Genomic DNA, 21,131 nt, shown 5'->3' with positions numbered 1-21,131 from the left:
TATCCAAAACGTCATACGCCCTTTTCTTATCCGGAAGTCTGATTTCTGGAGCTGCGTAGTGAGCCAAACGCCTGCCATCGAACTCGTGGGCATCGACAAGAAGTTCGGTGCTGTTCATGCCAACAAAGATATCAACCTGACCGTCGCCAAGGGCTCGATCCACGGGATCATCGGTGAGAACGGTGCCGGGAAGTCGACTCTGATGTCGATCATCTACGGCTTCTATCATGCCGACAGTGGCGAGATTCGCATCAACGGCAATCCTATCGCCATCCGCGACAGCCAGACGGCGATTGCCGCTGGGATCGGCATGGTGCACCAGCATTTCATGCTGGTCGACAATTTCTCCGTGCTGGAAAACGTCATGCTCGGCGCCGAGGGCGGCGCCTTGTTGGCGAAGGGTGTCACGGCCGCCCGCGCCGAACTGAGGCGCCTGGAGACGGATTACGGCCTCGATGTCGATCCGGACGCCTTGATCGAGGAGCTTCCCGTCGGTCAGCAGCAGCGCGTCGAGATCCTGAAGGCCATGTATCGTGGCGCCGAGATCCTGATCCTGGACGAGCCGACCGGCGTTTTGACGCCAGCCGAAGCCGACAATCTGTTCCGAATCCTCCGCGTGTTGCGCGACCAGGGCAAGACCATCATCCTCATCACCCATAAGCTGCGCGAAATCATGGCGATCACCGATACGGTATCGGTCATGCGCCGCGGCGAAATGGTCGCCACGCGCAAGACGGCGGAAACCACCGTCGAAGAGCTCGCCGAGCTGATGGTCGGCCGTCGCGTGTTGCTGCGCGTCGAAAAAGGCTCCGCCCATCCCGGAGAGGTCGTGCTTTCCGTTCGCAACCTGACCGTCAAGGATGGCCGTGGCGTGACCATGGTCGACAATGTTTCCTTCGATGTCCGAGCCGGCGAGATCGTCGGTATCGCCGGCGTTGCCGGCAACGGCCAGTCGGAACTGTTGGAGGCGATCGCCGGCATCCGTAAGCCGGCGTCCGGCGAAATCTACCTGCATGGCGAGCCGATCGGTATCGCCGACCCGGCAGCGCTGCGTGAGCTTGGCCTTGCCCATATCCCGGAAGACCGCCATCACATGGGCCTCGTCCTCAAGTTTGAGGAATATGAAAATTCCATTCTCGGCTATCACCGCGACACCAAATATGGGCGCGGCGGCATGCTCGATCTCGACGCCATGCGCAAGGATGCGCTGGAGAAGATCGAGAAATACGACATTCGCCCGCCGAACGCCCGGCTGAAAACAGCCAATTTTTCGGGCGGCAACCAGCAGAAGATCGTCGTTGCCCGCGAGATCKAGCGCGATCCGAAGGCCCTGCTGATCGGCCAACCGACACGCGGCGTCGATATCGGCGCCATCGAATTCATCCATCGCCGCATCATCGAAATGCGCGATGCCGGCAAGGCGATCCTGCTGGTATCGGTGGAGCTGGATGAGATCCGCGCGCTTTCGGACCGCATCCTCGTCATGTTCGCCGGCCACATCGTCGGCGAGAAAACGGCTGACGCCGGTGAACAGACACTCGGCCTGATGATGGCCGGCATTGCCGCATGAGGCCTTGATGAGCACTGCTTCCGTTCCGCTTCCCAATTGGATCAATTATGGCCTGATCCCGGTCATCAACCTCATTATCGCCTTCCTGATTTCCGGCCTCGTGGTCTGGTTCATCGGTGAAAGCCCGCTGGATGCGCTGAACCTGCTGCTGCAGGGCGCGCTCGGGAGCGGCGAGGGCATCGGCTTCACGCTGTTCTATGCCACGAGTTTCATTTTCACCGGTCTGTCGGTGGCCGTGGCCATCCATGCCGGCCTGTTCAACATCGGCTCCGAAGGTCAGGCCTATGTCGGCGGCCTCGGCTGCGCGCTGGTGGCGCTGACGCTCGATAAGTATGTGCCCTGGTACGTGACGATGCCTTTCGCGGTCATCGGTTCAGCCATTTTCGGCGCGCTCTGGGCTCTTATTCCCGCCTGGCTCCAAGCCAAGCGCGGCAGCCATGTGGTCATCACCACCATCATGTTCAACTTCATCGCCTCGGCGATGATGAATTTCATCCTGGTGCATGTGCTGATCGTGCCCGGCAAGATGGCGCCGGAAACCCGCACTTTCCTCGCGGGCGGCCAGCTTCCGAAGCTGGACTGGCTGATGGGCATCTTCGGTTCGACGATCGGTGCGGCGCCCCTTAACGTTTCCTTCCTGATCGCGCTGGTCATGTGCTTCCTCGTCTGGTTGCTCGTCTGGCGTACCAAGCTCGGCTATGAAATGCGCACGCTGGGCTTGAGCCCAACGGCTGCCGTCTATGCCGGCATTCCCTATGCCCGCACGGTCATCATCGCCATGCTGCTCTCGGGCGGTTTGGCCGGCATGATGGCGCTCAATCCGGTGATGGGCGCTTCGGCGCGCCTGCAGGTCGAGTTCGTGCTCGGCGCCGGTTTCGTCGGCATCGCCGTCTCGCTGATGGGCCGCAACCATCCGGTCGGCATCATCCTGGCGGCGATCCTGTTCGGCATTCTCTATCAGGGTGGCGATGCGCTTTCCTTCGACATGCCCAACATTACGCGCGACATGATCGTGGTCATCCAGGGTCTGGTCATCCTCTTCGCCGGCGCCCTCGAATATATGTTCCGGCCCGCGCTGGTGCGCACCTATCAAAAATTCGCCACGACGTGAGGATCGGACGATGGAATATTATGATCTCCTCATCAGCATACTTGGCTCGACCATCCGCCTGTCGATTCCGTTGATCTTCACGGCTCTTGCCGGCCTGTTTTCCGAGCGCGCCGGCATTTTCGACATCGGCCTCGAAGGCAAGATGCTGGCATCCGCCTTCGCCGCCGCCTGTGTCGCCTCCGTCTCCGGTTCGGCCTGGGCTGGTCTCGGCGCCGGCATTGTCATATCGGTCGCCTTTGGCCTGCTGCATGGCTTCGCCTCGATCACCAATCGCGGCAACCAGATCGTCTCCGGTGTTGCAATCAACTTCCTGACCGCCGGCCTGACCATCGTGCTTGGCCAGGCCTGGTTCGGCCAGGGCGGGCGCACGCCGACGCTGCCGGCCGAGGCGCGTTTCGCTTCGATCACGCTGCCGGGCGCCGCCGCCATTCATGACGTGCCCTTCATCGGGCCGCTCTATGCCAACGTCATCTCCGGCAACAATATCCTCACCTATCTCGCCTTCCTTGCTGTGCCGATTTCCTGGTGGATCCTCTATCGCACCCGTTTCGGCCTTCGCCTGCGCGCCGTCGGCGAAAATCCGGGCGCCGTCGATACGGCCGGCATCTCCGTCGAGTGGCTGCGCTATCGGTCGCTGATCGTCGCCGGCATTCTCTGCGGCTTCTCCGGCACCTATCTTGCCATTGCCCAATCGGCTGCCTTCATCAACAACATGTCGGCGGGCAAGGGCTATATCGCGCTCGCGGCGCTGATCTTCGCCAAATGGAAGCCGGTGCCGGTCATGTTCACCTGCCTGCTCTTCGGCTTTCTCGATGCTTTCGCCAATTTCATGCAGGGCAAGGCGGTGCCTGGCATCGGTGAAGTGCCGGTGCAGATTTTCCAGGCGTTGCCCTATATCTTGACCTGTATCCTGCTCGCAGGCTTCATCGGCGTCGCCAAACCGCCAAAGGCGGGCGGCGTGCCCTACACCAAGGAGCGCTGATCCATGTCGCATGATCTGTTCGAGGCCGCTCGCGGAGCGATGGCGTTTGCCCATGCCCCCTATTCGAAATTCCCTGTCGGCGCGGCGATCCGTGCCGAGGACGGCAAGGTCTACACCGGCGCCAATATCGAGAACCTGTCCTTTCCGCAGGGCTGGTGCGCCGAGCCGACCGCGATCAGCCATATGATCATGGCCGGCGCCAAGAAGATCGTCGAAATGGCCGTCATCGCCGAAAAGCTGCCGCTCTGCCCGCCCTGTGGCGGGTGCCGGCAGAAGATCGCCGAATTTGCCAGCAAGGAAACGCGCATCTATCTCTGCGACGAAACCGGGGTGAAGAAGACCATGACCATGGACGAGATGCTGCCCTTCAGCTTCGAAACCGAGATACTCGGATGACCGCCGCCGCCGACCTCTTGGCCGCAAAGCTCGGTGATCTTCAGCCGCGCTACGGCGTCGTCCTCGGCTCCGGCCTTGGTTCCCTGGTCGATCAGGTCAGGGATGCCGTGCGCATTCCCTATGCCGATCTTCCCGATTTCCCCGTCAGTGCCGTCTCTGGTCATGCCGGCACGCTGGTCGCCGGTTATCTCGGCGATGTGCCGGTCCTCATGCTGTCCGGCCGTGTGCATTATTATGAAAAGGGCGACGCCAACGCCATGCGCGTGCCGATCGAGACGCTGAAGGCTCTCGGCGTCGAGACACTGATCCTCACCAATTCGGCCGGATCGCTGCGCGAAGAAATGCCGCCGGGATCGGTGATGCAGATCACCGACCACATCAATTATTCCGGCATGAACCCGCTGATCGGCGAAGAAAGCGACAAGCGTTTCGTCGGCATGACCAATGCCTATGATACCGACCTGATCATGCGCATGCGCAAGGCGGCGGAAAAGGCCGAGATCAAGCTGTCGCATGGCGTCTATATGTGGTTCTCCGGCCCGAGCTTCGAAACCCCGGCGGAAATCCGCATGTCCCGCATTCTGGGCGCCGATGCCGTCGGCATGTCGACGGTGCCGGAAGTTATTCTTGCGCGTCTTTTCGGCCTGAGGGTTGCAGCGGCCTCCGTCATTACTAATTATGGGGCTGGCATGACCGGCGCCGAGCTCACGCATGAAGAGACGAAGGACATGGCCCCGGTCGGCGGCGCTCGCCTTGCCGCCATCTTAAAAGAAATGATTGCGGACGGAGGAAACGACCAATGACGAGCCATTCCCTCAGAGAAACGGCGGCCGTTGCGCTTTCCCTTCTCGATCTCACCAACCTTAAGGACGATTGCACGCCGGCGCAGATCGAGACGCTCTGTGCACGCGCTCAGTCGCCCTATGGCAACACCGCCGCTATCTGCATCTGGCCGCGTTTCGTCGCCCAGGCACGCGGCATTCTCGGAACCGACCATGCGGTGAGGATCGCGACCGTGGTGAATTTCCCGGCCGGCGATATGGAAGTGGCCGACGTCGCCGCCGAAGCGCGCGAGGCGATCGCCGATGGTGCCGATGAGATCGATCTCGTCATTCCCTATCGTGCACTGCTGGCCGGCAACGAGCAGGCCGTCACCGACATGGTTGCCGCAGTTAAGGCCGAATGCACGGGGCCGGTGCTACTGAAGACCATTCTCGAAACCGGCGAACTCAAGGACGTGGCGCTGATCCGCCGTGCTTCCGAACTGGCAATCGAGGCCGGCTCCGATTTCATCAAGACCTCCACCGGCAAGGTCACCGTCAACGCGACGCTGGAAGCCGCCGACATTATGCTGCGGGCGATCCGCCAGAGCGGCCGCAAGGTTGGTTTCAAGCCGGCCGGCGGCATCGGCTCCGTCGCCGATGCGGCTCTCTATCTGAGCCTTGCTGAGACCATCATGGCGCCGGATTGGGCCATGCCCTCGACGTTCCGTTTCGGCGCATCGAGCCTGCTCGACGATATCCTCAATGTGCTCGGCGGCGGGCAGTCCACCGCGGCGGCATCCGGCTACTGAGCGATGATTCCGCAGGAGATCATCCGGCGGAAGCGGGACGGCGGCACGCTTCACGTCAGCGATATCGACGCCTTCATTGCGGCCCTTGCCCGCGATGAGCTGGCCGAAAGCCAGATTGGTGCTTTCGCCATGGCCGTCTGGTACAGCGGCATGACGCGTGAGGAAACCGTGGCGCTGACGCTGGCCATGGCCCGCTCCGGCGATATGCTCTCCTGGTCCGGCATCGACAGGCCGATCGCCGACAAGCACTCGACGGGTGGCATCGGCGATAATGTGTCGCTGATGCTGGCGCCAATCGCCGCTGCCTGCGGCCTCGCCGTACCGATGATTTCCGGCCGCGGCCTCGGCCACACCGGCGGCACGCTGGATAAGCTGGAATCGATCCCAGGCTACGGCATCACCCCGCATGCGAGCCACTTCCGCAAGGTGGTGGACGAGGTGGGGTGCGCCATTATCGGCCAGACGGGAACCTTGGCGCCTGCCGACGGCAAGCTGTATGCCGTGCGCGATGTCACGTCCACGGTCGATTCCGTGCCGCTGATCACTGCTTCGATCCTGTCGAAAAAGCTGGCCGCCGGCCTCGAAACGCTGGTGCTGGACGTCAAGATCGGCAATGGCGCCTTCATGACCTCGCTGGAGGAGGCCGAGACGCTGGCCCGATCGCTAGTCGAGGTGGCGAATGGCGCCGGCGTCAAGACCTCGGCTTTGATCACCGACATGAATCAGCCGCTGGCAGATGCCGCCGGCAATGTCGTCGAACTCCGCAATTGCCTGGATTTCCTCAGGGGTGGTAAGGCGAACACGCGGCTGGAGACGGTCGTGCTGGCCTTCGCTGCCGAGATGCTGACGCAAGCCGGGATCGCAAAGACATTGCTCGAGGCGGAGGCAAAAGCGCATAAAGCACTCTCTTCCGGCAAGGCGGCCGAGCTTTTCGCTCGCATGGTCCAAGCCCTCGGCGGCCCTGCCGATCTGCTGGATCACCCGGACAAATATTTGACGGCCGCGCCGGTGCAGAAGCCTGTTCTTGCGTCTTCGGACGGTTGGCTTGTCGCCTGCGATGCCCGCGCCATCGGCATGAGCGTCATCGATCTCGGCGGTGGTCGCCGTCATCCACAGGACAAGATCGACCATCGCGTCGGCTTTAGCGATATCCTGCCGCTCGGAACAAAGGTCAGCAAAGGCGATCGCATCGCAACCGTTCATGCTGCCGACGAGACGAGCGCTGAAAAAGCCGTAGCCGATCTCAGCGCAAACTATCGGATCGGCGACGCCGCACCTGTTCTGCCGCCGGTGATCGTTGCGCGGATTTAACCGGCAATTATTGCGTCAAACGCAGTGAGCCGTTTTCGGCACTATAGGAATTGAGCTTTTTCAGAAAGCTCATGCCGATCAATGTCGTGCTCAATGCGCTGTCTTTCGCAACCACGGCGTCGACATCGCGGACCTTGATCGTGCCGATCTCGAGACGGTCGAGTTTGACGAGAGCCACCTTGGACGGGCCGTTGGCCGTCTGCGTGGTGTAGCGATAATCGAGATCGCTGCCGCTGATGCCGAGCCGGCGGGCCGTGCTCTCATTGATCGCCACATAGGTTGCGCCCGTATCGATCATGCCATGCACCGGCCGGCCATTGACTTTGAAGTCGCCCTCGTAGTGACCACCGGCGCCTGCGGGCAACAACACGCTCCCATATGCCGCCGGCGTCGCGGCAGGCTGCTGCGGCACGGCAACCTTGACTGCKGGCGCCGAGCTTTCGTTGCTTGCCGTTTGCGTGCCGAGCAACGCGGGAACCTGCGTAGCCGCAGCGGCAATGATACCGGCAAACACAAGAACGCGAACGAGCATCGGCGAGATCCTTCCCATGGGCTTCGCCATGTCGAGCCCATCGATCCAGCCAGTTTAAGACTGCTTCGCTGACAGGCCGCTAAACAGATCAATAAAAAGCCCGGCAGTTGGGGGCTGCCAGGCAAAAAAAGCAGATATGACGGCGGGATTTACTTCGTGCCGTACATCCGGTCGCCGGCGTCGCCGAGGCCGGGAACGATATAGCCCTTTTCATTCAAATGGCTGTCGATCGCCGCCGTGAAGACGGGGACGTCCGGATGCGCCTTGCAGAAATTGGCGATGCCTTCCGGGGCGGCGAGCAGGCAGAGGAAGCGGATATTATGGGCGCCGCGCTCCTTCAGCTTGTCKATCGCGGCGATCGAGGAATTGCCGGTTGCCAGCATCGGGTCGACGACGATGATCAGGCGCTCGGATATGTMGTCCGGTGCTTTGAAGTAATATTCGACCGGCTGCAGCGTCTCATGATCGCGATAGACGCCGATATGCGAGACGCGGGCCGAGGGCACGAGGTCGAGCATGCCTTCCAGCAGGCCGTTGCCGGCGCGCAGGATCGAGGCGAAGACCAGCTTCTTGCCTTCCAGGATCGGCGCGTCCATCGGCTGCAACGGCGTCTCGATGGTCTCGATCGTCAGTTCGAGGTCGCGCGTCACTTCGTAGCAAAGCAGCGTCGAAATCTCGCGCAGAAGCCGGCGAAAGCTTCCCGTCGACGTCTCCTTCTTACGCATGATGGTCAATTTATGCTGCACGAGCGGGTGATCGATGACAGTGACGCCGTCCATGGTTTCAGCCTTCCAATAATTCCGTGATATCGGATGTTTCTTTCACGGAAATCGCCTCTTGTGCAAGAAAATAGGCCGCATTTTGGAACGTCATCCCCAGTCGGCGACCTAAAAATAATGCGGTCATAATCTGGCGAGCAGGGATGCCCGCGTGGCGTCGTCCACAAATGCCGCCTCGACCGCAGTGCGGGTCATGGCATTGATCTCGTCATCGCTGAAGCCGAAGGACGTGGATGCCAGCTCGTATTCGCGTTTCAGCGAGGTGTGGAAGAAGGGTGGATCGTCGGAATTGATGGTGACGCGCACGCCCGCGTCGCGCAGCTTGCGCAGCGGATGCGACGGGAAATCCGGAAAGACATTCAACGCCACATTCGAGCCGGGGCAGACTTCCAGCACCGTGCCGAGATCGGCGAGACGCTTGACGAGGTCGGCATCCTCGATGGCGCGCACGCCATGGCCGATGCGCGATGGGCGGACCAGCTCGACCGCATCGGCGACGCTGAAGGCGCCGCAGACTTCGCCGGCATGGATGGTGAGGCCGAGGCCGGCTTCGCGGGCAATGTCGAAGGCACGCGCGTAATCGGCAACGCGGCCCATGCGCTCCTCACCCGCCATATTGAAGCCTGTAATCAGCGGGTTGTCGCTTCCGGCGGCATATTCGGCGGCCTTGATGACGCGCTCCGGCCCGAAATGGCGTTCGCCGGTAACGAGCAGCCGGGCGACGATGCCGCTCTTTTCTTGTGCCGCACGAATGCCGGCCGAGACGCCGGCCATATAGGCATCCGCGCCAAGGCCGATACGGTCGCCATGGTCCGGCGAGACGATCAGCTCGCTATAGATCGTGCCGATGCCCGCAAGCTCTTCGAGATAGGTCTCAGTCAGCAGCGCGTAATCTTCCTCGGTACGATAGACCTCGGAGACCTTGTCGTAGCAGACGAGGAATTCGGTGAAATCTTTCCAGAGGTAGATACCGTCACGCATGAAGGCGCTGGTGTCGACGTTGTATTTCCGTGCCTGCGCGAGCGTCAGCGCCGGAGGAGCAGCACCTTCCAGATGGCAGTGCAGCTCGACCTTCTTCAAATGCGATGTCACAGAAAACTCCTTCCATGCGGCCCTGCCGCTATTCCCAAATGGCGTGCAACGGTTTCGCCGATATCGGCATAGGTCTGGCGGACGCCGATCGAGCGCGAGCGAACGCCCGGTCCATAGGCGATCACAGGCACGCGCTCGCGCGTGTGGTCGGTGCCGCGCCAGGTCGGGTCGCAGCCGTGATCGGCGGTCAGGATGACGAGATCGCCGGGCTTCAGCTTCTCGTGCACCTCCGGCAGCCTTGCATCGAAGGCTTCAAGCGCGGCCGCATAGCCGGCCACATCGCGGCGATGACCATAAACCATGTCGAAATCGACGAAATTCGTAAAGACGAGATCGCCATCGGCTGCCTCGTCCATGGTTCTGAGCGTCGCATCCATCAGCTTCATGTTGCCGTTGGCCTTGATAACCTTGGAGATGCCCTGATGGGCAAAGATATCGCCGATCTTGCCGACCGCATGCACGGTGCGTTCGGCTTGGACCAGACGGTCGAGCAGGGTCGGTTCTGGCGGCAGCACGGAGAAATCGCGGCGATTGCCGGTGCGTTCGAATGTCGCCTGCGTCTCGCCGATGAACGGCCGGGCGATCACGCGGCCGATATTGTAGGGATCAAGTAGGGTGCGGACGATCTGGCAGAGAGAGATCAACCGTTCCAGGCCGAAATGACGTTCATGTGCGGCAATCTGGAAGACGGAGTCTGATGAGGTGTAGCAGATCGGCTTGCCGCTGCGGATATGTTCCTCGCCATATTTGGCGATGATCTCGGTGCCGGATGCGTGGCAGTTGCCGAGAATGCCGGGGAGATCGGCCGCCTCGCAGATGGCCGCGACCAGCTCCGGCGGAAACGCGTCGCCCTCGGTGGAAAAATAACCCCAGTCGAACATGACGGGCGTGCCGGCGATTTCCCAATGACCGGACGGCGTATCCTTACCGCGCGACACCTCATTGGCGCAGCCGTAGAGACCATAGAGCTTCTCCGGCCGTGGCATGCCGTCCGGATAGCGGCCTGTCGCCGCCTTGGCGATCTCCAGCAAGCCGAGGCCTGACATGTTCGGCAGCGACAAGGGGCCGGAACGCAGGCCCTCGCGGTCTGCGGCGCCAGCCGCGCAGAATTCGGCGATATGGCCGAGCGTATCGGCACCCTCATCGCCATAGGCGGCCGCATCCGGGCTGCCGCCGACACCAAAGGAATCAAGAACGAAGAGAAAGGCGCGCGCCATGGTCCACCCGATAGGATTGCTCAATGCGCGACGTCCAGCGTCAAGCGCATTGGACGTCACCCATATAACGGCGACGTCAACTTGGCAATTTCCAGTTCATCTGGAGAATATAGCAGGGATTCACAACGATACTGTTCAACAATCGCTGCAGGTGACCGAAGTGTCGGTGCGTGGGCGATAGAAATACTCGCGGCTGATGGTGATCTGGCTGCTGCCGGCGGGCAGGAAATCCGAGCCGAAGCTGATGAGCTGATAGGGAATGGCGAGTTCGGTGCGCACCAGAAACGTGCTTGGCAGATCGATATCGCTGGGAACGGTGACGGCGCTGCCGGTCGAATAGGGCTTGCTGCCGTCCTGCGCCCAAGACCAGGCAACGGTGGCGTTGCCGCTTGCATCGAGCTGAATACCGGTGATCTTCAGTGTCAGGCCGGTCGCGTCGTAGGGCGTGAAAATAGCGCTGGCAACCGAAGGCATAGTGGCGAGCACTGTCTTGCTGACGCTGGATTGCTGCGTCACGATATCGGCGATCGATCCGGCCGACCGGCTGGCGCGCTTTTCGACGCTGAGCGCTATGGTGAGCTCGAAGGCGCCAAGATAAAGCATCAGCAGCACGGGGAAGAGAATGGCGAATTCGATCGCGCCGACGCCCTTCTCGTCGCGAACAAAGCGCCGCAGGGGAGCGCAAAGCTTAGCTCTCAGCTCTTTTAGACCCATCGCAACCTTCCTCACGGATAATTCTCGTTTTGGAAGGCCGCCGTCGCGACGATGAGATAGGTCGTCGGCATCKAACCGTCGGATGGCCGAATAGTGGTGAGATAGGGCCGCAGCAGGTCGGTCATCACCTGCCAGCGATAGTAGGCACGCACCATGTTCTTCGACTGGGCGCCGCCGGGTGCAAAACTGAAGCCCGTCGTCTTCAGATCAGAATAGGGGTCTGACGACATGCGCGGCACGGTTGTCGGCATAGCGGCGAAGGTCGCGTAGCTTTCGACGTCGAGATAGAGATTGGTCGGCGTCGCCAACTCGGCCGCCGAACAGACGATGATCACAGAGATCTCGTTGCAGAAGGCCTGGCGGAACTGCGCCGCGGTCATATCGGTCGTCGCGTTGTGATTATAGGTGATTTGCCCGGTTCTGAGTTCGCGCGACACCGTGTCGACGGCGTTGGAAACAACTTGTTCGGCGGTGAAGGCGACGAAGGTTTCCAGAATTGCGAAGATGATCAGGAAATAGGGGATCGCCAGCAGCGCGAATTCGATGGCGGCAGTGCCGTCGCGAGAGCACACCAATTCGCGCACGCGTCCACCTGCACGGCGCCGTGCAAAAGTCTTGCCCCCAAGAATATCGTCATCTGGCATCATACCGGAATCCGTGGCGATTTAATTGGGGCTAAGCTAGAGCTGGTTTCTTGATAATCCGTTTCGCATCTCTCTTCATATTGAAGGGATGCTTGATTTATTTAAGAAAGCCGAGCTTTGTTTAAGTATAACTGAATGTAAGTGAGTCCGAAGGCATCGCCGCTATTGGCTGGTGGATGCGGCGGCTGCAGTGCTGTTCTGTTGGGCATGCTGTTCGCAATTGGGTGTGCAGGACAGCACCGAGCGGTCGGTCTGGCGGTAGACGCGGACCGTATTGCCCTCGTCGATCGAGACAAGGACACGTTCGTCGACGATGGCATTGCCGTCGGAATCGAGCAGGACGATGTTCGTCGTGCCGAAACTGCGGCCGGTCAGCACGATGGTCTTTGGATCGGCGACAGTGGCGTCTGCAACTTGCGAGTTGCCGACAATGACCTTGCTGACAGGACGATCGAGCTTCAAGACGCGCGCATGGTCCATATAGACTCGCAGCATGCCGTTATCCGCAGCCTGGGAAAACTGCGGCACTAGGCCCACTGTTGCGGCGACGCAGGCAAAGAATGCTATTTTGCCGCGGGTTGGCATGGTCTCTGGGCCTCGTAAAGCTGATGGCGAAAATGATTGCCAAATAGAATGAGAAAGATTGGTGAATGAACAATTAAGAGAAGGGCTTTTCGTTCAATTCCGATGCAGCGGCATCTCGGCCTCTCCCATTTTGGGATTTCCCTACGGGAGTTGTAATATATCGGAACAATTCGTATGCCATCCTAATATACAAGCTCCTAATCATTGCCGGGAGGCTGAAGATTTTCTTTAAAAATGCGCGGAAAGACATGAATTGACGTTAACTAGTCTATTTGGGTTTTAGTTTTTCCGATCTGTTAACCCACTTCCTTAAAGCGATGGAAACGGCCAATCGCTAGCGTGTAGCTCATCCGATCAACGGCAAACAGTTGGCGGACGTGCTGTCAACAAAGTGAGTGGAGTTTACCTATGACCAAGCTTTTTTCGCGTTTCCTGAAAGACGAATCCGGTGCGACCGCAATTGAATACGGCCTGATCGCAGCGCTGATCTCCGTCGCCATCATCGCTGGCGCAACGACCCTGGGCAACACGCTCAGCACCGTGTTCAATAATATTTCCACCAAAATGAACGCCGCTTCTACCGCACACTAATTGATTGCGGCGCCTCGGCGGCATGTTTGGATCGAAAACGGCACAGTTGGCTGGCGTGCTGCCAACTAAGTGAGCGGAGCTACCTTATGACCAAGCTTTTTTCGCGTTTCCTGAAAGACGAATCCGGTGCGACCGCAATTGAATACGGCCTCATCGCAGCGTTGATCTCCGTCGCCATCATTGCCGGTGCAACGACCCTGGGCAACACGCTCAGCACCACGTTCAATGGCATTTCCGACAAGATGAACAACGCTTCCACTGCGCATTAATCGTGCGGAAGTATAGTGATGTAAGATATTCGAAAACCGCTCCATATCGTGAGCGGTTTTTGACTTTTATAGGTTAAGCTGGGGACATCCGATGCTTGAAGCTGCAACATTGCTGATCTTCCCGCTCTGCCTTGCGGTCGCGGCCTTTTCCGACCTGTTTACGATGACGATACCAAATCGGGTGTCACTCATCCTGCTCGGCTCATTTATCGTGCTTGCGCCCTTGCTCGGCCTGGCATGGGCTGACATCGGCATGCATTTCGCCGGCGGGGCCATTGTGTTTTGTGTCTGCTTTGCGCTCTTTGCGTTGAACGTCATGGGCGGTGGCGATGCCAAGCTGCTGGCGGCATCGGCGCTCTGGTTCGGCTTCGATCCGTCGCTTCTTTCTTTCCTTGTCTATGTCGCCTTCCTCGGAGGCATGGTGACGATAGCCATTCTGGTGATACGCTCGCATTCGAGTTCTATCATGGCCATAGGCCTGCCGCTGCCGAACTCGCTGCTGGTAGCCAAAAAGATCCCTTATGGTATTGCCATCGCCATTGGCGGCTTCCTGGCTTTTCCCTCGTCGCCTATGGTCGCGGCAGCATCTTCGCACATTATCTAAATTAGATAATTCTAAGTGTTAACGGCGTATTGCCAATTTTATATTTTAGATCACTTTAATAGTTATTATTAAATAACTGTAAATGTAATATACCATTAACCATAATTACACCAATTCCTGAGCATTCTGCGGGGCGAAGAGTCGTATTCCCTAAGGAATGATCATGAAACCCGCTCGCTTAATGATACTCGCGGTAGCAGTTGTCGCGGCAGGCCTTGCCGGACTGCTGGCGATGCATCTGGCCGGCTCACGTAATGTCGTGCCGCAGATCGAAGCGGTGGTAGAGAAGGAAGCGACGGTCAATGTGCTCGTCGCCGAAGCCAATCTTCCGGTCGGCGCGCGCCTGAATGAGAAGTCGATCCACTGGATGGCCTGGCCGCAGGGCGGCGTCGTCAAAGGTTTCATCACAGAAACCGAACGTCCCGATGCACTGAAGGACCTCAGCGGTGCAGTCGTCCGTCTGCCGATCTTTGAAGGCGAACCGATTCGCGACGAGAAGGTCGCCGATTCCAATAGCCACATTCTGTCCTCGCTGCTGCCGTCGGGGAAACGTGCGGTTGCCACCGAAATTTCCGTCGCCACCGGCGCTGGCGGCTTCATTCTCCCCAATGACCGGGTCGACGTGATCATGGTGCGCAAGGGCGATACCCAGAAATTCGTCACCGAGACGGTGCTCAGCAATGTCCGCGTGCTCGCCATAGATCAGCAGGTCGAGGAAAAGCAGGATGGCACCAAGGCCGTGGTCGGCACGACCGCAACGCTTGAGCTGACGCCGGATCAATCCAAGGTGCTTGCGGTTGCTCAGCAGTTGGCCGACCGGCTGACGCTGGCGTTGCGCTCCGTTGCCGATGCCCAGCAGCCGGATACGGTCGCCGCCGATTACTTGCTGACCGGAGATAACGGCGCTGCCGTCGTTCAGGTCATCAAATCAGGCTCGATCGTCACCAACGGCACAGCCGCAGCCAAGACGCCATGAGAAGGGGCGGGATCATGTTCAAGACCAGTAAATCGATCGGCCTCCTCTCGCTTGCGGCTCTCTCCTTTTCTGTCGCTTTCGGCGGCCTGCCTTTCACAGAGGCGCCGGCCTTCCTGCGCATGGCGACGGCCAAGGCCGACGGTTCCGATAGCATCGTCACCATCGCCGGCCTCGGCACCAAGCGCACCCTGAAGCTCGGCCTCAACAAGGCGCTGGTGGTCGACCTGCCGGCGGACGCCCACGATATTCTCGTCTCCGATCCGAAGATGGCCGATGCGGTCACGCGTACCTCGCGTCGCATCTATCTCTTCGGCAAGACGGTCGGCCAGACCAATATTTTCGTCTTCGGCCCCGATGGGAAGGAGATCGTCAGCCTCGACCTCCAGATCGAGCGCGACATTTCCAGTCTTCAGGCCAATATCAAGCGCTTCATTCCGGACTCCGACATCAACGTCGAGATCGTCTCTGATAACATCGTCATGACTGGCACAGTTCGTACGCCGCAGGATTCGTCGCGCGCCGAACAGCTCGCCGAAGCCTTCCTCAAGGGCGGTGAGGCGACGACCCGTAACGAAACCGCAAGCGCTAGCGGCGGCGACAATTCCGTCGCGCTTTTTGCCGAAGCACGCCAGACGTCGCAGATCGTCAACCTTCTGCAGATCGAGGGCGAGGATCAAGTGACGCTGAAGGTCACTGTTGCCGAAATCAAGCGCAGCGTGCTGAAGCAAATCGGCTTCGACAATCTCGTCAGTAATTCCTCCGGCCTGACCGTCGCTCAACTCGGTAGTGTCAGCAGTGATGCGGCCACGGCCACGGCCGGTGGTGGTATCGCAGCCCTTTTCAAGAGTGCGATCGGCAAATACAATATCAGCAGCTATCTCACTGCCATGGAGCAGGCCGGCGCGGTACGCACATTGGCGGAACCGACGTTGACGGCAATCTCCGGGCAGGCCGCGACCTTCAATTCCGGTGGTCAGCAGCTTTACTCCACGACCAACAGCGACGGCACTGTAACGATCACGCCCTATACCTACGGCGTAAGCTTGGCCTTCACGCCGGTGGTTCTCTCGGCGGGACGCATCAGCTTGCATATCCAGACTCAGGTGTCGAATCCGGTCGGCACGGCGGGAACCGCGACGTATAACCAGCGTGCGGCCGATACCTCGGTCGAGTTGCCCTCCGGCGGTTCCATTGCGCTGGCCGGCCTTCTCAGTGATAGCGTTCAGCAAACCACGAACGGCACCCCCGGTGCCTCTAAGATCCCGATCCTCGGCGCACTCTTCCGCCAAAAAAGTTTTGAACGCGACGAAAGCGAACTTGTGATCATCGCGACGCCTTATCTGGTGCGGCCGGTAGCGCGTCCTCAACTCGCTCGTCCCGACGACAATTTCTCACCGAGCAACGATGTCGCCGCCTTCTTCATGAACCGTGTCAACAAGATCTACGGGCACAGGGATGGGCCGCCGGTTGCGGATGCCGATTTCCACGGCACCGTCGGCTTTATCTACAAGTGAGGGGAGACGGACAATGACGCACCCCTCTTCAACCGGAACAACGAGAGACCGAAAAATGGCCAGCCTCGATCGCAATGCGCCCCGCATCACCAAGCCGCGATTTGCAGCCCTGGCCCTGATCATGATGGCTGCCGCCGTCAGCGGATGTGCCGGTTCGCCGGATGGTATGACGACCAGTGCGATTTCCGACGACTATCGTCAGCGTCATCCTATCGTGCTGACCGAAAAGGAGCATCACGTCGACATTCCTGTCGTTGCGGGTGATCGCCGTATCACGACCGGCGCCCGCGACACGGTTCGCGGTTTCGTGCAGGATTATAGAGCTCATGCTTCCGGCACTATCGAAGTCCTGGCGCCCAGCGGTTCGGCCAATTCGCCTGGGGTTTCTGCGTTCCGCCGGCAGATCCGGCAGGAGCTTGTCGCAAGCGGCATTCCGTCGGCGCGCATCGTCGACAGTTATTACCAAACCAGCGGCCCGGGCGATGCAGCCCCGATCAGGCTCCGCTTCTTGGCAACGACGGCGACCACCAATGCCTGTGGCCAGTGGCCGGAAGATCTGTCCGCCAATGCCTTCGACAATCAGAACTACTACAATTTCGGCTGCGCCACTCAAAACAACCTCGCAGCACAGGTCGCCAATCCGACCGACCTCATCGCGCCGCGCGCCATGACGCCGATCGATGCCGACCAGCGCAGCAAGGTGATCGACAGCTACCGCAGCGGCACTACCCCAACGAGCACGGCTACGATCGGCGGCTTTAGCGGTTCCTGAGCATGAGGATAACTGGCCGGCGGAACAGGATAGAATCATGAGCGCTATCAATTACGATATCAGAAAGACCGAGGTGGAGGCCGAAGATGCGCCCCGCGCGGGCGATCTCGAAAACATGCGGCCATTGCCGCGCATCTCCGTGCACGCCTTTTGCGAAAGCGAGCAGATGCAGCAGGTGATGGACCGATGCGCCAATGACCGGCGCATGTCCAAGGTCAGCCTCAGGATCACCAGCGGCAGCACGGCGGCGGCGGCAAACATGTTCGCCTCKACACCGACGCCCAATCTGATCATCCTGGAAACCCGGGCCAATCCGAGTAATCTGCTGGCAGAGCTCGCGCCGCTTGCTGCCGTCTGCGATCCCAGCACAAAGGTGGTGATCGTCGGCTATCACAATGATATCGGCCTTTATCGCGAACTTATCCGCAACGGTATTTCCGAATATATGGTCCAGCCGGTTGCCATGGTCGATGTCATGGCGGCGATGACGGCCATCTTCGTCGATCCCGATGCCGAACCGATTGGCCGCAGCGTTGCCTTCATCGGCGCCAAGGGTGGGGTAGGGGCGTCCACCATCGCGCATAATTGCGCTTTCGGCATCTCCAGCCTGTTTTCGACCGAGACCATTCTCGCCGATCTCGACCTGCCGTACGGCACTGCCAATATCGATTTCGACCAGGATCCGGCCCAAGGCATCGCAGAAGCTGTCTATGCGCCGGAGCGTCTCGACGAGGTTTTCCTCGATCGTCTTTTGACCAAATGTTCGCAGCACCTGTCGTTGCTCGCTGCTCCCTCCATGCTCGACCGCGCCTATGATTTCGACGGGCAGGCATTTTTGCCCGTGCTCGACGTCCTGCAGCGCAGCGCGCCGGTGAGTGTGCTCGACCTGCCGCATCTCTGGACGGAATGGACCCGCTCTGTGCTGTCGGCCGTCGACGAAGTMGTGATTTGCGCGGCTCCCGACCTTGCCAATCTGCGCAACGCCAAGAACATGCTGGATGCGCTGCGGAAGCTCCGCCCCAATGACAAGGCACCGCATCTCATCCTCAATCAGGTCGGCATGCCGAAGCGTCCGGAAATCGGTCCCTCCGAGTTCTGCGAGCCGCTGGAGACCGATCCGATCGCCATCATTCCCTTCGATATCAATCTGTTCGGCAACGCCGCCAACAGCGGCCGCATGATTTCGGAGACCGACCCGAGATCACCGGTCGCCGAGACCTTCTCGCAGATATCGCACATCGTTACCGGGCGCGTTGCGCTGAAGAAGACGAAGAAGGGCGGCCTGCTCGGCCTCCTGAAGCGGAAGTAATCGTTTGATGTCGCATGATCTTGTTCGAAGGCCGGTTCGGATTTTTGAGATCATGCTCTAGCGTAGAATTGGATCGACGGCATGTTTGGCAGACGCGGAAATGAAGGTCCTGCAAAAAGCGGCGGCGTAACGCCCCCGCCGTCGCCGCCGCGTGCACCGTCCGCGGCTGCGCCTGCGGCATCGACCGTGCTGGTAGAGCCGGCGCGCGAGGGGTCGCAACAACGCCAGCAAGTGGCGCCGCCTTCGATGCAGACGCCGACCCGCCGCCGGCCGGCGCGCACCGAAGAATATTACGATACCAAGTCGCAGGTCTTTTCCGCGCTGATCGATACGATCGACCTGTCGCAGCTCGCCAAGCTCGATGCCGAGGCAGCGCGCGAGGAAATCCGCGACATCGTCAATGACATCATCACCATCAAGAATTTCGCGATGTCGATTTCCGAGCAGGAGGAACTGCTCGATGACATCTGCAACGACGTGCTCGGTTACGGTCCGCTCGAGCCGCTGCTTGCCCGCGACGATATCGCCGACATCATGGTCAATGGCGCAGGCCAGACATTCATCGAAGTCGGCGGCAAGACGGTGGAATCGGAAATCCGCTTCCGAGACAATGCCCAGCTCCTTTCCATCTGCCAGCGCATCGTCAGCCAGGTCGGCCGCCGCGTCGACGAATCCAGCCCGATCTGCGACGCCCGCTTGCCGGACGGATCGCGCGTCAACGTCATCGCCCCGCCGCTGTCGATCGACGGCCCGGCGCTCACCATTCGTAAATTCAAGAAGGACAAGCTGACGCTCGACCAGCTCGTCCGCTTCGGCGCCATCACGCCGGAGGGCGCTACGCTGCTGCAGATCATCGGCCGCGTTCGTTGCAATGTCGTCATTTCCGGCGGTACGGGTTCGGGCAAGACGACGCTTTTGAACTGCCTCACCAACTACATCGATCGCGACGAGCGCGTCATCACCTGCGAAGACACGGCCGAATTGCAACTGCAGCAGCCGCATGTCGTCCGCCTCGAAACGCGCCCGCCAAACATCGAAGGCGAGGGCGAGATCACCATGCGCGATCTCGTCAAGAACTGCCTGCGTATGCGCCCTGAACGCATCATCGTCGGCGAAGTGCGCGGACCGGAAGTCTTCGACCTGTTGCAGGCGATGAATACCGGCCATGACGGTTCGATGGGCACGATCCACGCCAACACGCCGCGCGAGTGCCTGAGCCGTATGGAATCGATGATCGCCATGGGCGGCTTCAGCCTGCCGGCAAAGACGGTGCGCGAGATCATCTCAACTTCCGTCGACGTCGTCATCCAGGCTGCCCGCCTGCGCGACGGTTCGCGCCGCATTACCCAGATCACCGAGGTGATGGGCATGGAAGGCGATGTGATTATCACGCAGGATCTGATGCGGTACGAAATCGAAGGCGAAGATGCGAGCGGCCGCATCATCGGACGGCATATGTCGACCGGCATCGGCAAGCCGAATTTCTGGGACCGCGCCCGCTATTACAACGAGGAAAAGCGCCTGGCGACTGCCCTCGACGAAATGGAAAACAAGTCGAAATAGGACTTTCCCGATGTTCGGTGTCGATCCGATGGTGCTTCTGATTGTGGTGCTTGCAGCCGTCTCCGCGGCGGCTGTCTGTTACGGCATTCTCTATTCCCGGATCGAGGTGCAGAAGAAAACCGACGGTCGCGTCAACCGCATCAAATCGGCCGAGACCGACCGCGCGAAGGTCAAGGCGGCGCGCGACCGCGTACAGGAATTGTCGAAACGGCGCAAATCGATGCAGGATTCGCTGAAGGAGCTGGAAAAGCGCCAGTTGGAGAACACCAAACAGAAGCAGTCGCTGAAAATGCGCCTCGGGCAAGCCGGCCTCTCCGTGACGCCAGGGCGTTTCTATCTCTTCAGCGTCCTGTTCGGCTTCTTCGTCATGCTTGTCGTCCTCTTGGTCGGCGCGCCGCTCGCCGTCATACTCGGCCTTCCCTTCGCCGCGGCCTTCGGCCTGCCGCGTTGGGTCATCGGTTTCCTCATCAAGCGCCGGCAGAACAAGTTTCTGGATGAATTCCCCAATGCGCTGGATCTCATCACCCGTTCGATCCGCTCGGGCCTGCCGCTCAATGACGCCGTACGGCTCGTGGCGAGCGAGGCTCGCGAGCCGGTGAGGTCCGAATTCCGTCGCGTCGTCGAAGCCCAACAAGTCGGCCTCAGCATGCCCGACGCCTGCGCGCGCATGAGGAACCATATGCCGTTGCAGGAGGTGAACTTTTTCTCCATCGTCATCTCCATCCAGGCGCAGGCCGGCGGCAACCTGTCCGAAGCGCTGGGCAACCTTGCGCGCGTGCTGCGCGAACGTAAGAAGATGAAGGCGAAAGTCACCGCGCTATCGATGGAAGCAAAAGCCTCGGCCGTCATCATCGGCTCGCTGCCCTTCATTGTCGCGACGCTCGTCTATCTGACCTCGCCGCAATACATGATCATCCTTTTCACCGATCCGCGCGGCCATTTGATCCTGGGGGGCGCCGGCATCTGGATGTCGGTCGGCATCTATATCATGCGCAACATGGTCAATTTCGAGATTTAACCGGAAGGA

At 60.0% G+C, this 21,131-nt stretch carries 23 protein-coding genes; 16 read left to right on the top strand and 7 right to left on the bottom strand.

The features are described 5' to 3' along the window. The first annotated feature begins 58 nt into the window (after nucleotides 1–58). From QD357_RS20200 to deoA, 7 genes are read left to right on the top strand one after another with little or no spacing between them, the layout of a single operon-like run. Nucleotides 59–1,570 (top strand): ABC transporter ATP-binding protein, encoded by a 1,512-nt coding sequence (locus tag QD357_RS20200; protein ID WP_414124894.1) that lies wholly within the window; start codon nucleotides 59–61, stop codon nucleotides 1,568–1,570. Between the two features lie 7 nt (nucleotides 1,571–1,577). Beyond that, nucleotides 1,578–2,681 carry an ABC transporter permease gene (locus QD357_RS20195; protein ID WP_107106570.1) on the top strand — a complete coding sequence of 368 codons (1,104 nt, stop codon included), beginning with the start codon at nucleotides 1,578–1,580 and terminating at the stop codon, nucleotides 2,679–2,681. 10 nt (nucleotides 2,682–2,691) lie between these two features. Beyond that, entirely contained in the window at nucleotides 2,692–3,663 is a 972-nt protein-coding gene (locus tag QD357_RS20190) for an ABC transporter permease (RefSeq protein WP_107106571.1), read from the top strand. A gap of 3 nt (nucleotides 3,664–3,666) precedes the next feature. Beyond that, complete coding sequence (locus QD357_RS20185; RefSeq protein ID WP_104821630.1) at nucleotides 3,667–4,059, top strand: cytidine deaminase; 393 nt, start codon at nucleotides 3,667–3,669, stop codon at nucleotides 4,057–4,059. Continuing rightward, on the top strand, nucleotides 4,056–4,862 hold the full coding sequence (locus QD357_RS20180; RefSeq protein WP_107106572.1) for a purine-nucleoside phosphorylase: 807 nt from the start codon (nucleotides 4,056–4,058) through the stop codon (nucleotides 4,860–4,862). Before QD357_RS20185 ends, QD357_RS20180 begins: the two co-directional genes overlap by 4 nt. Further along, nucleotides 4,859–5,632 carry a deoxyribose-phosphate aldolase gene (gene deoC / locus QD357_RS20175; protein ID WP_107106573.1) on the top strand — a complete coding sequence of 258 codons (774 nt, stop codon included), beginning with the start codon at nucleotides 4,859–4,861 and terminating at the stop codon, nucleotides 5,630–5,632. The genes QD357_RS20180 and deoC overlap by 4 nt, the downstream gene beginning before the upstream one ends. A 3-nt stretch (nucleotides 5,633–5,635) precedes the next feature. Then, entirely contained in the window at nucleotides 5,636–6,943 is a 1,308-nt protein-coding gene (deoA, locus tag QD357_RS20170) for a thymidine phosphorylase (RefSeq protein WP_107106574.1), read from the top strand. A gap of 7 nt (nucleotides 6,944–6,950) precedes the next feature. Here deoA and QD357_RS20165 read toward each other — a convergent pair whose 3' ends face one another. From QD357_RS20165 to QD357_RS20135, 7 genes are all read right to left on the bottom strand, one after another. Beyond that, the gene (locus tag QD357_RS20165) at nucleotides 6,951–7,475 is read right to left on the bottom strand and encodes a TIGR02281 family clan AA aspartic protease (RefSeq protein ID WP_107106624.1); all 525 of its coding nucleotides are present in this window, start codon (nucleotides 7,473–7,475) and stop codon (nucleotides 6,951–6,953) included. Nucleotides 7,476–7,624: 149 nt separating this feature from the next. After that, on the bottom strand, nucleotides 7,625–8,254 hold the full coding sequence (gene upp, locus QD357_RS20160; protein WP_414124893.1) for a uracil phosphoribosyltransferase: 630 nt from the start codon (nucleotides 8,252–8,254) through the stop codon (nucleotides 7,625–7,627). Nucleotides 8,255–8,377: 123 nt separating this feature from the next. Further along, entirely contained in the window at nucleotides 8,378–9,346 is a 969-nt protein-coding gene (locus tag QD357_RS20155) for an adenosine deaminase (RefSeq protein WP_107106575.1), read from the bottom strand. Beyond that, nucleotides 9,343–10,563: a phosphopentomutase gene (locus QD357_RS20150; RefSeq protein WP_107106576.1), complete on the bottom strand. Its 1,221-nt coding sequence runs from the start codon at nucleotides 10,561–10,563 to the stop codon at nucleotides 9,343–9,345. The genes QD357_RS20155 and QD357_RS20150 overlap by 4 nt, the downstream gene beginning before the upstream one ends. A gap of 135 nt (nucleotides 10,564–10,698) precedes the next feature. Next, nucleotides 10,699–11,277, bottom strand: a complete 579-nt coding sequence (locus tag QD357_RS20145; protein ID WP_107106577.1) for a TadE/TadG family type IV pilus assembly protein — start codon at nucleotides 11,275–11,277, stop codon at nucleotides 10,699–10,701. Between the two features lie 11 nt (nucleotides 11,278–11,288). Next, a complete protein-coding gene (locus QD357_RS20140; RefSeq protein WP_414124892.1) occupies nucleotides 11,289–11,924 on the bottom strand; it encodes a TadE/TadG family type IV pilus assembly protein in 636 nt (211 codons plus the stop codon). A 159-nt stretch (nucleotides 11,925–12,083) separates the two neighbouring features. Next, entirely contained in the window at nucleotides 12,084–12,506 is a 423-nt protein-coding gene (locus QD357_RS20135; protein WP_107106579.1) for a pilus assembly protein N-terminal domain-containing protein, read from the bottom strand. 408 nt (nucleotides 12,507–12,914) lie between these two features. On the opposite strand from QD357_RS20135, the gene QD357_RS20130 reads away from it, so the two are divergent. From QD357_RS20130 to QD357_RS20090, 9 genes are all read left to right on the top strand, one after another. After that, the gene (locus QD357_RS20130) at nucleotides 12,915–13,097 is read left to right on the top strand and encodes a Flp family type IVb pilin (protein ID WP_107106580.1); all 183 of its coding nucleotides are present in this window, start codon (nucleotides 12,915–12,917) and stop codon (nucleotides 13,095–13,097) included. 86 nt (nucleotides 13,098–13,183) lie between these two features. Next, entirely contained in the window at nucleotides 13,184–13,366 is a 183-nt protein-coding gene (locus tag QD357_RS20125; RefSeq protein WP_107106581.1) for a Flp family type IVb pilin, read from the top strand. Nucleotides 13,367–13,457: 91 nt separating this feature from the next. Then, nucleotides 13,458–13,970, top strand: a complete 513-nt coding sequence (locus QD357_RS20120) for a prepilin peptidase (protein WP_107106582.1) — start codon at nucleotides 13,458–13,460, stop codon at nucleotides 13,968–13,970. 163 nt (nucleotides 13,971–14,133) lie between these two features. Further along, complete coding sequence (gene cpaB, locus QD357_RS20115) at nucleotides 14,134–14,946, top strand: Flp pilus assembly protein CpaB (protein WP_107106583.1); 813 nt, start codon at nucleotides 14,134–14,136, stop codon at nucleotides 14,944–14,946. Nucleotides 14,947–14,960: 14 nt separating this feature from the next. Then, nucleotides 14,961–16,460 carry a type II and III secretion system protein family protein gene (locus tag QD357_RS20110; RefSeq protein WP_107106584.1) on the top strand — a complete coding sequence of 500 codons (1,500 nt, stop codon included), beginning with the start codon at nucleotides 14,961–14,963 and terminating at the stop codon, nucleotides 16,458–16,460. Nucleotides 16,461–16,515: 55 nt separating this feature from the next. Next, a complete protein-coding gene (locus tag QD357_RS20105; RefSeq protein WP_107106585.1) occupies nucleotides 16,516–17,232 on the top strand; it encodes a CpaD family pilus assembly protein in 717 nt (238 codons plus the stop codon). Nucleotides 17,233–17,269: 37 nt separating this feature from the next. Next, on the top strand, nucleotides 17,270–18,541 hold the full coding sequence (locus QD357_RS20100; RefSeq protein WP_107106586.1) for an AAA family ATPase: 1,272 nt from the start codon (nucleotides 17,270–17,272) through the stop codon (nucleotides 18,539–18,541). 81 nt (nucleotides 18,542–18,622) lie between these two features. Then, entirely contained in the window at nucleotides 18,623–20,104 is a 1,482-nt protein-coding gene (locus QD357_RS20095) for a CpaF family protein (RefSeq protein ID WP_107106587.1), read from the top strand. Between the two features lie 10 nt (nucleotides 20,105–20,114). Further along, nucleotides 20,115–21,122: a type II secretion system F family protein gene (locus QD357_RS20090; RefSeq protein WP_107106588.1), complete on the top strand. Its 1,008-nt coding sequence runs from the start codon at nucleotides 20,115–20,117 to the stop codon at nucleotides 21,120–21,122. Nucleotides 21,123–21,131 lie beyond the last annotated feature (9 nt).

It is taken from the genome of Rhizobium sp. BR 317, from assembly GCF_047445835.1.
Taxonomy (GTDB): domain Bacteria; phylum Pseudomonadota; class Alphaproteobacteria; order Rhizobiales; family Rhizobiaceae; genus Rhizobium; species Rhizobium paranaense.
Note: the sequence above shows the minus strand (reverse complement) of the source record. Positions and strands in the feature narration are given on the sequence as shown.